We start from the raw sequence: 13,312 nt of genomic DNA, 5'->3' as shown, positions 1-13,312 counted from the left end.
CACCGTCATAATGTAGCCCCTTTTTTCTTCTCCTACATGTGGAAGGTAATGCCCGTGAATCAGAAGCCCGACCAGTGTCTCGGTGAGTGGATCGATCGTGAAGCCCTCGCGGAAGCCATGATTCCGCTGATCGGCCAGCTCTACCGCAACAACAACGTGGTGACCTCGATCTACGGCCGTGGCCTGATCAACCGTTCGGTGATCGACATTCTCAAGGCGCACCGTTTCGCCCGCCACCGCCTGGCCGACGAAGCCGAGCTGTCGGTTCACGACACCTTCCCCGTCCTCAAGGCCATGAGCGAGCTGAAACTCGGCGCCGCCTCGGTCGACCTGGGCAAGATGGTCGCCAAGTTCAAGGCCGAGGGTAACGGCCGCAGCATCGAGCAGTTCACCAAGGACGAGCTGGCCGACGTGGTCGGCAAGCAGAACGGCGCCGCCCGCGAAGGCACCGACGTCGTGCTGTACGGCTTCGGCCGCATCGGCCGCCTGCTGGCGCGCATCCTCATCGAGAAGACCGGTGGCGGCGACGGCCTGCGCCTGCGCGCCATCGTCGTGCGCAAGGGCGCCGAGAACGACCTGGTCAAGCGCGCCAGCCTGCTGCGCCGCGACTCCGTGCATGGCAAGTTCGACGGCACCATCACCATCGATGAGGCTAACAACACCATCACCGCCAACGGCAACCTGATCCAGGTGATCTACTCCAACGATCCGTCCTCGGTGGACTATACCCAGTACGGCATCAAGAACGCCCTGTTGGTCGACAACACCGGCAAGTGGCGCGACGCCGACGGCCTCGGCCAGCACCTGAAGTGCCCGGGCGTCGACCGCGTGATCCTCACCGCTCCGGGCAAGGGCGCGCTGAAGAACATCGTCCATGGCATCAACCATGGCGACATCACCGCCGACGACAAGATCGTCTCCGCCGCCTCCTGCACCACCAACGCTATCGTGCCGGTGCTCAAGGCAGTCGATGACCAGTACGGCATCGTCAACGGCCACGTCGAAACCGTTCACTCGTACACCAACGACCAGAACCTGATCGACAACTTCCACAAGGGCAGCCGCCGCGGCCGCAGCGCTCCGCTGAACATGGTGATCACCGAGACCGGTGCCGCCACCGCCGCCGCCAAGGCCCTGCCGGTGCTCAAGGGCAAGCTGACCGGCAACGCCATCCGCGTTCCCACCCCGAACGTGTCCATGGCCATCCTCAACCTGAACCTGAACAAGTCGACCTCCCGCGAGGAGATCAACGAGTACCTGCGCCAGATGGCCATGCACTCGGACCTGCAGAAGCAGATCGACTTCGTCAGCTCGCAGGAAGTGGTCTCCACCGACTTCGTCGGTTCCCGCCACGCCGGCGTGGTCGATGCCGAAGCCACCATCTGCAACGACAACCGCGTCGTGCTGTACGTGTGGTACGACAACGAGTTCGGCTACAGCTGCCAGGTGGTCCGCGTGATGGAAGAGATGGCTGGGGTCAACCCGCCGGCCTTCCCGCGCTAAGCCAGGCCTGAAAATCGAAAACGGGAGCTCTCGGGCTCCCGTTTTTCGTTAGTCTTCGCGTTTACCCGCGCACCATAACGATAAAAATGCCAACCCCTCTACCGAGGAACCCCGCAATGGATGGACACCCCCATCTGCATGAAGGCTCGCTCAAGCGTGGCCTGAAGAACCGCCACATCCAGTTGATCGCCCTGGGTGGCGCCATCGGTACCGGCCTGTTCCTGGGCTCGGCCGGTGTACTGCAATCCGCCGGCCCGTCGATGATCCTCGGCTACGCCATCGGCGGCTTCATCGCCTTCCTGATCATGCGTCAGCTCGGCGAGATGATCGTCGAGGAACCGGTCGCCGGTTCCTTCAGCCACTTCGCCCACAAGTACTGGGGCGGCTTCGCCGGCTTCATGTCCGGCTGGAACTACTGGGTGCTGTACATCCTGGTCGGCATGTCGGAACTCACGGCGGTCGGCAAGTACATCCAGTTCTGGTGGCCGGAGTTCCCCACCTGGGCCACGGCGGCGATCTTCTTCGTGCTGATCAACGCCATCAACCTGTTCAACGTGAAGGCCTTCGGCGAGACCGAGTTCTGGTTCGCCATCATCAAGGTCGCCGCCATCATCGGCATGATCCTGCTCGGCATCTGGCTGCTGGCCAGCGGCCACGGCGGCCCGCAGGCCTCGGTGAGCAACCTGTGGAGCCACGGCGGCTTCTTCCCCAACGGCATTTCCGGCCTGGTGATGGTCCTGGCGATCATCATGTTCTCCTTCGGCGGCCTGGAGCTGGTGGGCATCACCGCGGCCGAAGCGGCGGAGCCGAAGAAGGTGATCCCCAAGGCGATCAACCAGGTGATCTACCGCATCCTGATCTTCTACATTGGCGCCCTGGCCGTGCTGCTCTCGCTGTACCCGTGGGACGCGCTGCTGCAGAGCATCAACAGCTCCGGCGACCCGTACAGCGGTAGCCCGTTCGTCAAGGTGTTCTCGTTGCTGGGCAGTGATGTCGCGGCCAACGTGCTGAACTTCGTGGTGCTGACCGCGGCGCTGTCGGTCTACAACAGCTGCGTGTACTGCAACAGCCGCATGCTCTTCGGCCTGGCCGAGCAGGGCGACGCCCCGCGCGCCTTCGCCAAGGTCGACGACCGCGGCGTGCCGCTGCTGGCCATCGGCGTCTCGGCCTTCATCACCCTGGCCTGCGTGGTGGTCAACTACGTGATCCCGCACCAGGCGCTGGAGCTGCTGATGTCGCTGGTGGTGGCGGCGCTGGTGATCAACTGGGCGATGATCAGCCTGGCCCACCTGATGTTCCGCCGCGCCAAGGACCGCGAGGGCGTGAAGACCTCGTTCCGCTCGCTGTTCTACCCGTTCAGCAACTACCTGTGCCTGGCCTTCGTGGTGTTCATCCTCGGCATCATGCTGCAGATCCCGGGCATCGACGTGTCGGTGTACGCCATCCCGGTATGGGTGGTGCTGATGGGCATCTGCTACCTGATCAAACGCAAGGGCGAGGCACGGGCTACCGCCTGATCCCGCCTGCGCTGGACGAGAAAGGGCCGCATTCCTACCGGGATGCGGCCTTTTGTTTGCGGCGGATGACCGCGAACGGTCATGCGCCCTACGTCATGGTTGGTCATTGCGTAGGGCGCATAACGCCTACGGCGTTACCCGCCGTTTGACCGTGATTCCAGGCGCGTTCCGGGTCACCTGTTCCCGGGCACTCCGGGCCCGACCCGCCATGGCGATGGGTATCGCTTCGCTCAACCCATCCTACGGGGGAATGGCGTGGGTGGGGCCGCGTAGGAGCGGATCTCATCCGCGAACCGCGCCGATACCTCCGGCTATCGCGGACAAGGTCCGCTCCTCCAGATTGCCCGGAGACATGGCGTTCCCACCCGTAGGATGGGCCCCACCGGCGGCGCTGTAGGCCGGCCCGCGCCGTACTACAGCCGCCCGTCGCGGTAATCCCGCGCCACCGCCTCCAGCCCCGCCTGGGCGAACAGCTGCAGGTGGCGGGCGAGGTCTTCCGGCGGCTGTTCGAACAGGCCGGTCAGCGGCGTGGGGATTTCCCGGCTGATCACCTGCAGCGTCAGGTAGGGCGCTATCACGCTGAACAGGCAACGCAGCAGCGCCGGCTCCTGGGCGGGGATGCCGGTGACCTCGCCGAGCAGCGCCAGCACCAGGCGCACCTTGGGCATGGCCTCCCGGTCGATGAGTTCGGAGAGGAAGGGCGAGGGCGTCAGCAGCTCGCGGGCCCACAGGCGCGCCTGCCAGCGCTGGCCGTTGGCGACGTTGAGGGTCAGCGCCGCGATCAGGCCGGCGAGCTTGTCGCGGGGAGGGCGCTCGTTGCGGGTCAGCTGTTCGAGCTGGTCGTAGCCGATCAGGTGCTTGTGCATGTCCTGCAGCACCGCGCGGTAGAGGCCGTCGCGGCTGCCGAAGTGGTAGTTCACCGCGGCCATGTTGCACTGTGCGCGCTGGCAGATGGCCTTGCTGGTGGTGTCGGCGTAGCCACGCTCGGCGAACAGTTCGCCGGCCGCCAGGAGAATGCGCCGGCGGGTGGCTTCGCCGTCCTGGCGGGGGGCGCGTTGCGGCGCTGGGCGGGGCTTGGAAGGAGAGCTAGGCATGACTGCACCCTGCTGGATCAGGTGTAGCAGACTAAAGCCTGCATAGATCAAATTCAAATTTGAATTACTGGTCTATGCTTGTATGCTTGTTTCTCGTCGCCACTGGCTAGCGGGTCGTCATCATGCGCAAGAAGCTCATCGTTGTCCTGGCATTGCTCGCCGTAGCGGGCCTGGGGGCCTGGTACTACTTCCACTCGAAGGCCGAGCAGGGCGGCGACCTGGTGCTCTACGGCAACGTCGACATCCGCCAGGTGTCCCTGGCCTTCACCGGCAGCGAGCGCATCGCCGAGATGCGCGTGGAGGAGGGCGACGCGGTCAAGGCCGGGCAGGTCCTGGCCAGCCTCGACAGCCGCACCCTGAAGCTGCAGATCGACCAGGCCAAGGCGCAGATCGCCGCCCAGGAAGCCAACGTGCTGCGCCTGCACAACGGCTCGCGCCCCGAGGACATCGACCGCGCCAAGGCCCAGGTGGACGGCGCCAAGGCCCAGGTCGAACTGGCCGGCATCCAGCTGCGCCGCCTGCAGGGCATCCGCGCCAACAGCCCCGGCGGGCGCGCCGTCAGCCAGCAGGACCTGGACAACGCCAGCGCCCAGCTGAAGGTCGACCAGGCCCGGCTGGAGGATGCGCAAAAGGCCCTGCGCCTGGCGAAGATCGGCCCGCGCGCCGAGGACATCGCCCAGGCCGAGGCCCAGCTGCAAGGCGCCCGCGCCCAGCTCGCGCTGCTGCAGCACAACCTCGACGAAACCCAGCTGCGCGCCCCGCAGGACGCCACGGTGCGCTCGCGCCTGCTGGAGACGGGCGACATGGCCTCGCCGCAGCGCGCGGTCTATGCCCTGGCCATCACCGATCCGAAGTGGGTGCGGGTGTACGTCAACGAAACCCAGCTCGGCCACATCAAGCCGGGCATGCGCGCCAGCGTCAGCACCGACAGCCATCCGCAGCAGCCGGTGCAGGGGCGCGTCGGCTACATCTCCGACGTCGCCGAGTTCACCCCCAAGGCCGTGCAGACCGAGGAGCTGCGCACCGCGCTGGTCTACGAGGTGCGGGTGATAGTCGAGGACAAGGGCAACCGCCTGCGCCTGGGCATGCCGGCCACGGTGCGCATCGCCGAGGGCGACCAGCTGCGCGACGGGAAGGCCGACTGATGGACCTGGTGATAGACGCCCGCGGCGTCGCCAGGCAGTTCCTGGTCAAGGAATCCGGGCAGATCGTGCAGGCCCTGCACGGCCTCGACCTGCAGGTGCGCAAGGGCGCGCTGACCGCGCTGGTTGGCCCGGACGGCGCCGGCAAGACCACCTTCCTGCGCCTGGTGGCCGGGCTGCTGCGCGCCGACGGCGGCGAGCTGGAGGTGCTCGGCATCGACGTCAAGGCGCACCCGCAGCGGGTGCAGGACCTGATCAGCTACATGCCGCAGCGCTTCGGCCTCTACGAAGACCTGAGCGTGCAGGAAAACCTCGATCTCTACGCCGACCTTCATGGCGTCGGCGCGCAGCAGCGCCGCCAGCGCTTCGAGCGCCTGCTGGCGATGACCGACCTGGGACGCTTCACCGACCGCCCTGCGGGCAAGCTGTCCGGCGGCATGAAGCAGAAGCTCGGCCTGGCCTGCACCCTGGTGCGCTCGCCGCAACTCCTGCTGCTCGACGAGCCGACCGTGGGCGTCGACCCGCTGTCGCGCCGCGAGCTGTGGGAGATCGTCCAGCAACTGGTGGAGGAGGAGAGCCTGAGCGTGCTGCTGACCACCTCCTACATGGACGAAGCCGAGCGCTGCTCCGAGGTGTACCTGCTGCACCAGGGCCAGTTGCTGGCCCAGGGCCTGCCCGAGGACATCCGCCGCCACGCCGATGGCCTCTGCCGCATCGCCGTGCCGCCGGCCGGCGAGCCGGCGCGCAAGCTGCAGGCGCGGCTGCTGGACGATCCGCAGAACATCATCGACGCGGTGCCCCAGGGCGGCGAGGTGCGCTTCATCCGCCAGCGCGATGCCGATGAAAAGCGCCTGGACGAACTGCTCGACGGCGCCCCGGTGCGCGAGGTGGACGCGCGCCTGGAGGACGGCTTCATGGTCCTGCTGCGGGCCAGGACCGGCGCCGAGCAGGTGGATACCGAGGCGCTCAAGGCCGCCGCGCCGGGCGGTACTTCCGGCAACGGCGAGGCGGTGATCGAAGTGAAGGACCTGGTGCGCAAGTTCGGCGACTTCACCGCGGTGGACCGCACCAGTTTCAGCGTGGCCCGCGGCGAAATCTTCGGCCTGCTGGGCCCCAACGGCGCCGGCAAGACCACCACCTTCCGCATGCTCTGCGGGCTGCTGCCGGCGTCGTCCGGCAGCCTGCAGGTGGCCGGCGTCAACCTGCGCCACGCCCGCGCCCAGGCGCGCCGGCGGATCGGCTACGTGTCGCAGAAGTTCTCGCTGTACGGCAACCTCTCGGTGCGCGAGAACCTGCAATTCTTCGGCGGCGCCTACGGCCTCGCCGGCAGGCAGTTGGGGCGGCGCATGGACGAGGTGTCGCGGCAGTTCGACCTTTCCGGCCACGAGGGCGAGCCCAGCGGCCAGCTGCCCGGCGGCTACAAGCAGCGCCTGGCCATGGCCGTGGGCCTGCTCCACGAGCCGGAAATCCTCTTCCTCGACGAACCCACCAGCGGCGCCGACCCCCTGGCCCGGCGCGGCTTCTGGCAGCGCATCACGGCGCTGGCGGCCGGCGGCACCACCATCATCATCACCACCCACTTCATGGAAGAGGCCGAGTACTGCGACCGCATCGTCATCCAGGACGCCGGGCGCATCCTCGCCATGGGCACGCCGCAGCAGGTGCGCGAGCAGGCCGGCGGCCAGGGTAGCTCGCTGAACATGGAACAGGCCTTCATCGAGATCGTCGAGCAGGCCCGCCAGCACCAGCAGGAGGCGCGCGCATGAGCGGTTCGTTCTGGCGCCGGCTGCTGTCGCTGACTCGCAAGGAAGTGCGCCAGCTGCTGCGCGACCGCAGCAACCTGATGATCGGCATCGGCCTGCCCATCGCGCTGATCCTGATCTTCGGCTACGGCCTGTCGCTGGACGTGCGCCACAGCCTGGTGGCGGTGGTGCAGGACGACCCGGCGCCGCAGGCCCGCGACCTGCTCGCCAGCATCAGCGACTCGGAATACCTGCGGCCGCTGCCGCTGAAGTCCTTCGAAGAGGGCCGGCGGATGCTGGAGTCGCGCCAGGCCGATGCCCTGGTCTACCTGCCCGCCGACTTCAGCCGCCGCCTGCAGGACGGCGATGCCCAGGTGCTGGTGTTGGTGCAGGGCTCCGACGCCACCCGCGCCTCGGGGGTGAGCAACTACCTCAACCAGGCTCTGGCGCTGTGGGGCGAGAAGCAGGCGGCGCGCAACGCCGGCCTGCAATCCGGCGGCGTGCGCATCGAGCAGCGCATGTGGTTCAACGCCGCCAACACCAGCACCTGGTACCTGGTGCCGGGGCTGATCGTGCTGATCATGACCCTGGTGGGCGCCTTCCTCACCGCGCTGGTGATGGCCCGCGAATGGGAGCGCGGCACCCTGGAGGCGCTGTTCGTCACCCCGGTGCGCTCGGTGGAAATCCTCCTGGCGAAGATCATCCCCTGCTTCCTGGTCGGCCTGCTGGGCCTGGCGCTGTGCCTGCTGGCGGCGCGCCTGCTGTTCCACGTGCCCATGTACGGCTCGCTGCTGGCGCTGCTGGTCAGCTCCATGCTCTACCTGTTCGTCGCCCTGGGCATCGGCCTGCTGATCTCGGCGGTGACCAAGAATCAGTTCCTCGCCAGCCAGATTTCCCTGCTCGCCAGCTTCCTCCCGGCGATGATGCTCTCGGGCTTCATCTTCGACCTGCGCAACGTGCCTACCGCGGTGCGGGTGATCGGCAACCTGCTGCCGGCCACCTACTTCATGGAGCTGGTGAAGTCGCTGTTCCTGGCCGGCGACTTCTGGCCGCTGATCATCCGCAACTGCCTGATCCTCGCCGGCTACGCCGTGGTCCTGCTGGGCCTGGCGCAGCTGGCCACGCGCAAGAGGCTGGACTGAGATGGGCGCCTTCGCCGAACTGCTGCGTCGCCTGGCCAATCTCTGGCGCAAGGAGCTGCTGGTGATCCTCAAGGACCCGGCCAACCGCATCGTGCTGCTGGCGCCGGTGCTGATGCAGAGCCTGCTGTTCGGCTACGCGGTGACCTTCGACCTCAACGACGCGCCCTACGCGCTGCTCGACCAGAGCCACAGCGAGTCGTCCCAGCGCCTGGCCAACCGCCTGGACGGCAGCGGCATCTTCCACCGGGTGGCGACCCTGCGCGCGCCGCGCGACATCGCCAGCGTGATCGACGCCGAGAAGGCGCTGCTGGTGATCCAGATTCCCGCCGACTTCGAGACGCGCCTGACCCGCGGCGAGCCGGCGCCGCTGCAGGTGATCCTCGACGGGCGCAACTCCACCACCGCCGGCGCCGCGGCGGCCGGGCTGGCCAGCGTGGTCAACGACTTCAATCGCGAGCGCGGCCTGGTCCAGGCGCCGGTCAGCGTGGTCACCCGCGCCTGGTACAACCCCAACCTGGAGACGCGCTGGCCGCTGATCCCGGCGCTTATCGCCTCGCTGAGCATGCTGCAGACGCTGATGCTCAGCGCGCTCTCGGTGGCCCGCGAGCGCGAGCAGGGCACCTTCGACCAGTTGCTGGTCACGCCCTATTCGCCCATGGAGATCATGCTCGGCAAGGCCCTGCCGCCGATCCTCATCGGCCTGGTGCAGGCGTCGCTGGTGCTGCTGATGGCGCTGTACTGGTTCCGCATCCCCATGGCCGGCTCGCTGCCGGACTTCTACGGCGGGCTGCTGGTGTTCATGGTCTCCTGCGTCGGCCTGGGCCTGTCGATCTCGGCGGTGTCGCTGAACATGCAGCAGGCGATGCTCTACACCTTCGTGCTGATCATGCCGATCATGCTGCTCTCGGGCCTGGCCACGCCGGTGCGCAACATGCCCGAGGCGCTGCAGATGGCCACCTACATCAACCCGCTGCGCTTCGCCATCGACCTGATCCAGCGCATCTACCTGGAAGGCGCCAGCCTGTTCGAGGTGGCCCATGACCTGTTGCCGATGCTGGTGGTGGCGAGCGTGACCCTGCCGCTGTCCGCCTGGCTGTTCCGCAATCGACTCGCCTGACCGGAGGCCGCCATGCCGTCGTCGCCCAATCCCTACTTCCTCCTGCCGCTGCTGCTGGCGCTGGGCGCCTGCGCGGTGGGGCCGGACTACCAGGCGCCGCAGCCGCAGGCCCCGGCCGACTGGCGCGCGGCCCATGCCGGCGATGCCGCGCTGCTGAGCGCGGGGCAGGGCGGCCAGGCCATCCCCGCGCAGTGGTGGACGCAGTTCGCCGACCCGGCGCTGGACTACCTGCAGCGCCGCGCCACGGCGGCCAGCCCGGACCTGCAGAGCGCCGCGCTGCGCTTCGCCCAGGCGCGCATGCAGCGGCAAATGGTCGCTGCCCAGCGCGGGGTGAACGTCGACGGCAAGGCCGACGTGCAGCGCCAACGGCAGAGCGAGCGCGGCGCCAGCGCGCGGATGATCTCCAGCCTGGCGCCGGGCGACAGCGACGAGCTGGCGAAGACCCTGGCCCAGCCCTTCACCCTCTACGAAGCCGGCTTCGACGCCTCCTGGGAAATCGACTTCTGGGGCCGCGTGCGCCGCTCCATCGAGGCCGCCGACGCCCGCGTCGAGCAGCAGCGCGCCTTGCTGGAACAGGCGCGGCTGCTGGTCGCCAGCGAGGTGGCGCGCGGCTACTTCGAGCTGCGCCGGGTGCAGCAGCAGATCGCCGTGACCCAGGAAGACCTGCGCGCCACCGAGGAATCCCTGGAACTGGTGCAGGCCCGCGCCGACGGCGGCCTGGTGGACGACTTCGACCTGGTGCGCCAGCGCAGCCAGCTGGAAGAGCTGCGCTCGCGCCTGCCGCAACTGCAGGCGGCCGAGGGCCAGGCGATCAACCAGCTCGGCGTGCTGGTCGGCGCGCAGCCGGGCGAGTTGCAGGCGCAGCTGAAGACGCCGCCCGCGCAATCCGCCGTCTTGCCCGACCTCAGCCCCGGCCTGCCCTCGGAAGTGGCGCGGCGGCGCCCGGACATCCGCGCCGCCGAGGCGCAATTGCACGCCGCCACGGCCAACATCGGGGTGGCGGTGGCCGAGCTGTACCCGAGCATCCGCCTGGGCGCCAGCTTCGGCTATTCCTCCTTCGAGAGTGGCGACCTCTCCGACTGGGGCAGCCGCCAGTGGGCGGTGGGGCCGAGCCTGAGCGTACCGATCTTCGACAACGGCCGGCGCCGCTCCCAGGTGACCCTGCGCAAGCTGGAGCAGCAGGAAGCCGCGGTGAACTACCAGCAGACCGTGCTCAAGGCCTGGCAGGAAGTCGACGACGCCCTCAGCGGCTACGGCGCCGAGCGCCAGCGCAACGCCCAGTTGCAGGCGCGGCTGAACAGCGCCGGGCAGGCCTACGACATGGCCAAGGCGCGCTATGCCGGCGGCATGACCGATTTCCTGGTGGAGCTGGACGCCCAGCGCAACTACCTGCAGGCGCGCCGCGACCTGGTGGACAGCGACGGCCAGCTGCGCCTGGACCTGGTGGCGCTGTACAAGGCCCTGGGCGGAGCTGACTTACATTATCAGGCTCGCCCTGGGGCGCTAATCGAAAAGCGCTAAGGGTATCGACATGGGGATAAACCTCGTGCCGATTGTGGCCTTGTTGAAGTGAGAGACACCGGCACAAGGCCGGTGTCGGTGGTAACGTCAATTTCATGCTTCTTTAGAAGATGAAAATGCATAAAAGTAACATTAGGTCAATTGTTAAGATAATTTGGCCTAGAGTGCAAAATTTTTGGGCGCTATTTGTATAGCTTTTTCTGTATAAACACCACCAGGGACCAATTGCTATAATTCTTTGCCCTGTCTTGGCATAGGGATATGCCGCAATCATTAAAGTTAGATAGAATAGACTAAGTGCTGCAAAGAAATAATGAGTCATTGGATTAATACTCAATAGGACCAGTACTGAAATTTGGTCCAGGAATACCACCCATAAGTCCTCCGTAAGCGCAAAATGTTCCGTCGGGGTTTAACTGCCCACCTACAAATAGCCCTGCGCGTCCGGGAGCTCCGGACACTGCTCCCCCACTGGGAATATTGTCTTTCCAGTCTGGACCGCAGCTTGTTTCGGGTGGTGGTGGCATTTCGCATACTAATATCGCAGCTCCTAAGCCGCCAACACCAATACTTCCTGTTGCTGCTGAGTCCCCTTGAATATACGAAGTACATGGTGAAAGTCGCTAATGAGCGCTACAGCCTATTGCAGGCAGTAGCGCTCAGGGTGACACAGTTTCAATCTCATCATTGAACACATAAGAAATCTGCAGAACTCAAGCCTTCAGAAGCCCAGGATACTCACCCCAAAGCCTAAATGAATTGAAGCGAGAGCGTTCCGCCTAAAAGACTGAGTTCTGCCAGCGTAGAAGGCGACAAAAACCTCCTTCCTGCTCCTCTGAACCCTTGACTGGCAAAACCAAATCAACCTCAAGATATTCAGGCTTTATCTTTTCTTTGATTTCACGAATGCGGTCATACCTCCGAGATGAATCCAAAGCGCTGGAATCATATCGTCCATCCGGCAAGAGTTTGGAAACGTCAACGAGAACCTGACAAACGATAGCTTCAGTCGGGTTTTTACGGTAGATCTAGCAAGCTCGCCACGGATACCTAACTCTGACGCCGCTGCTCCAAACATAAGGCGCTGGCCCAGCGTGATACTTAAACCGAAAAGGTCTAAACACCCTGCTGGTGAAATTAATACAGTTGATGCCGAGATGACCGGCCTTTTGACGATATTGAAGAATGGTATGAGATTACTCAGACACTCAGAGAAGGAGTCTGGGTGAAGCGCTACGACATCCCCTCAAGCCGTAGCGCTTCGCATGCATCATGATCCAACCTAAAAATCATCCTCGTGGAGTAGGACAAGGATCTCACTTTCATCCAGCAACTTGGCAAGTTCAGCTGGTGAAACTCCATCATCATTTAGAGCTTCAGGATTTGCGCCATGCTTTAGAAGATAATCGACAGCGTCTCTATGGCCCTGTTCAACTGCATCGTGCAGAGCTGTATATCCATGCTCCCCTTTACAGTTAATGTCAGCTCCTTGACTCAATATCAGCTGAATCTCATTAATGTCGCCACGTGTTGCAGCAATGTGAATGGGCTTATCTCCAAATAAGCTCGCGCTATTAACGTCTGCACACTCTAAGCCACTAAACTCGGGAAGGTTCGAGTATTCCGCTAGCAGCAGTGAAAGTTTCTCTTGGTTAGTTGCATTGCTCACCGCAAACCCTCCGTAGGAAATCCTTCAAATTCTCAATAGCCTTTCTGGTATTGTTTATCTCTGTAATATGCCCGGCTTCATTATCGTTGAACCATTTCTTACTGAAATTCTCACGTAACGCCAAGCATTGCTGAAGTCTATCGAGATTAGCTTTAGCATCTTTGCATTGGTCTCCAGTCGGCGGTATCGGAGTTTTGCAAATCCGACTGTATTCCTTACGCTCCCTAGCCTTGTCCGCAGCACTTCCTGGGCTCGAATCTGCAGATGCACCACCATCTTCATTAGCGTTCTCGTGATAAGCATCCCAAGCGGCATTTGCACCCCAGGCACCTACCCCAAGACCAATAAGCCCCCCAACCACTGCTCCAGGTGGCCCTGCGACAAAAAAACCGCCTGCTGCACCTGCCCCGGCTGTAGGGCTCAATCCGTTAGGATCGACCAGTCCAACTGGATTAGACCCTGCATAAGCGTAAGTATTTAGCCCGCCATTGAGCCCAATCGGATCACTCTCCACATACCGTCCGGTCTGCGGGTCGTAGTCCCTGAAGTAGTTGTAGTGCAGGCCGCTCTCGGCGTCGTAGTACTGCCCAGGGAAGCGCAGGTTCACCACGGCGTTGTCCGGGCTGCTGGGCTGGCCGTTGCCGAAGGCGTCGGATTGCCATTGCCAGGCCAGGCGCTGGTCGTCGTCGCTGGCCAGCCGCGGGGTGTCGAGGTGGTCGCTGTGCAGGTAGAGCACGCGGGGGTTGCCCGGATGGCCCTGGTCGTCATAGGCCGTGCTCAGGGTGGCCAGGGGCAGGCGGTCGAGCCACAGGTAGTACTGTTCGCGGCGGGACTGGCCATTCCGATCGTAGGCGGCTTCGCCGAG

Annotated in this window: 10 protein-coding genes; 7 read left to right on the top strand and 3 right to left on the bottom strand. The window is 64.7% G+C overall.

Annotated features, from left to right (window positions below; translation table 11 throughout):
• Positions 1 to 36 precede the first annotated feature (36 nt).
• Positions 37 to 1,503 carry a glyceraldehyde-3-phosphate dehydrogenase gene (locus tag RN02_RS29865; protein ID WP_043267306.1) on the top strand — a complete coding sequence of 489 codons (1,467 nt, stop codon included), beginning with the start codon at positions 37 to 39 and terminating at the stop codon, positions 1,501 to 1,503.
• A 116-nt stretch (positions 1,504 to 1,619) separates the two neighbouring features.
• Positions 1,620 to 3,020: an amino acid permease gene (locus tag RN02_RS29860; RefSeq protein WP_043319009.1), complete on the top strand. Its 1,401-nt coding sequence runs from the start codon at positions 1,620 to 1,622 to the stop codon at positions 3,018 to 3,020.
• A gap of 413 nt (positions 3,021 to 3,433) precedes the next feature.
• On the opposite strand, the gene RN02_RS29855 is transcribed toward RN02_RS29860, so the two are convergent.
• Positions 3,434 to 4,114 (bottom strand): TetR/AcrR family transcriptional regulator, encoded by a 681-nt coding sequence (locus RN02_RS29855; protein WP_043319007.1) that lies wholly within the window; start codon positions 4,112 to 4,114, stop codon positions 3,434 to 3,436.
• Positions 4,115 to 4,236: 122 nt separating this feature from the next.
• On the opposite strand from RN02_RS29855, the gene RN02_RS29850 reads away from it, so the two are divergent.
• Genes RN02_RS29850 through RN02_RS29830 form a run of 5 tightly spaced genes read left to right on the top strand, consistent with a single transcriptional unit; the run spans position 4,237 to position 10,778 of the window.
• Positions 4,237 to 5,259, top strand: a complete 1,023-nt coding sequence (locus RN02_RS29850) for an efflux RND transporter periplasmic adaptor subunit (RefSeq protein ID WP_043319005.1) — start codon at positions 4,237 to 4,239, stop codon at positions 5,257 to 5,259.
• On the top strand, positions 5,259 to 7,022 hold the full coding sequence (locus tag RN02_RS29845; RefSeq protein ID WP_043319003.1) for an ATP-binding cassette domain-containing protein: 1,764 nt from the start codon (positions 5,259 to 5,261) through the stop codon (positions 7,020 to 7,022). Before RN02_RS29850 ends, RN02_RS29845 begins: the two co-directional genes overlap by 1 nt.
• Entirely contained in the window at positions 7,019 to 8,140 is a 1,122-nt protein-coding gene (locus tag RN02_RS29840; protein ID WP_043319001.1) for an ABC transporter permease, read from the top strand. Before RN02_RS29845 ends, RN02_RS29840 begins: the two co-directional genes overlap by 4 nt.
• 1 nt (position 8,141) lies before the next feature.
• Positions 8,142 to 9,257 carry an ABC transporter permease gene (locus RN02_RS29835; RefSeq protein ID WP_043318999.1) on the top strand — a complete coding sequence of 372 codons (1,116 nt, stop codon included), beginning with the start codon at positions 8,142 to 8,144 and terminating at the stop codon, positions 9,255 to 9,257.
• Positions 9,258 to 9,269: 12 nt separating this feature from the next.
• A complete protein-coding gene (locus tag RN02_RS29830; RefSeq protein ID WP_052267950.1) occupies positions 9,270 to 10,778 on the top strand; it encodes an efflux transporter outer membrane subunit in 1,509 nt (502 codons plus the stop codon).
• Between the two features lie 1,282 nt (positions 10,779 to 12,060).
• On the opposite strand, the gene RN02_RS32930 is transcribed toward RN02_RS29830, so the two are convergent.
• Together RN02_RS32930 and RN02_RS32925 are read right to left on the bottom strand one after the other, a co-directional pair.
• Positions 12,061 to 12,447: an ankyrin repeat domain-containing protein gene (locus tag RN02_RS32930; RefSeq protein WP_082033926.1), complete on the bottom strand. Its 387-nt coding sequence runs from the start codon at positions 12,445 to 12,447 to the stop codon at positions 12,061 to 12,063.
• On the bottom strand, positions 12,431 to 13,312 hold an 882-nt coding region (locus RN02_RS32925), incomplete at its 5' end, for an RHS repeat domain-containing protein (protein WP_328286747.1). The genes RN02_RS32930 and RN02_RS32925, both read right to left, overlap by 17 nt.

It is taken from the genome of Pseudomonas sp. PI1 (assembly GCF_000812405.1).
Classification (GTDB): Bacteria; Pseudomonadota; Gammaproteobacteria; order Pseudomonadales; family Pseudomonadaceae; genus Pseudomonas; species Pseudomonas citronellolis.
Note: the sequence above shows the minus strand (reverse complement) of the source record. Positions and strands in the feature narration are given on the sequence as shown.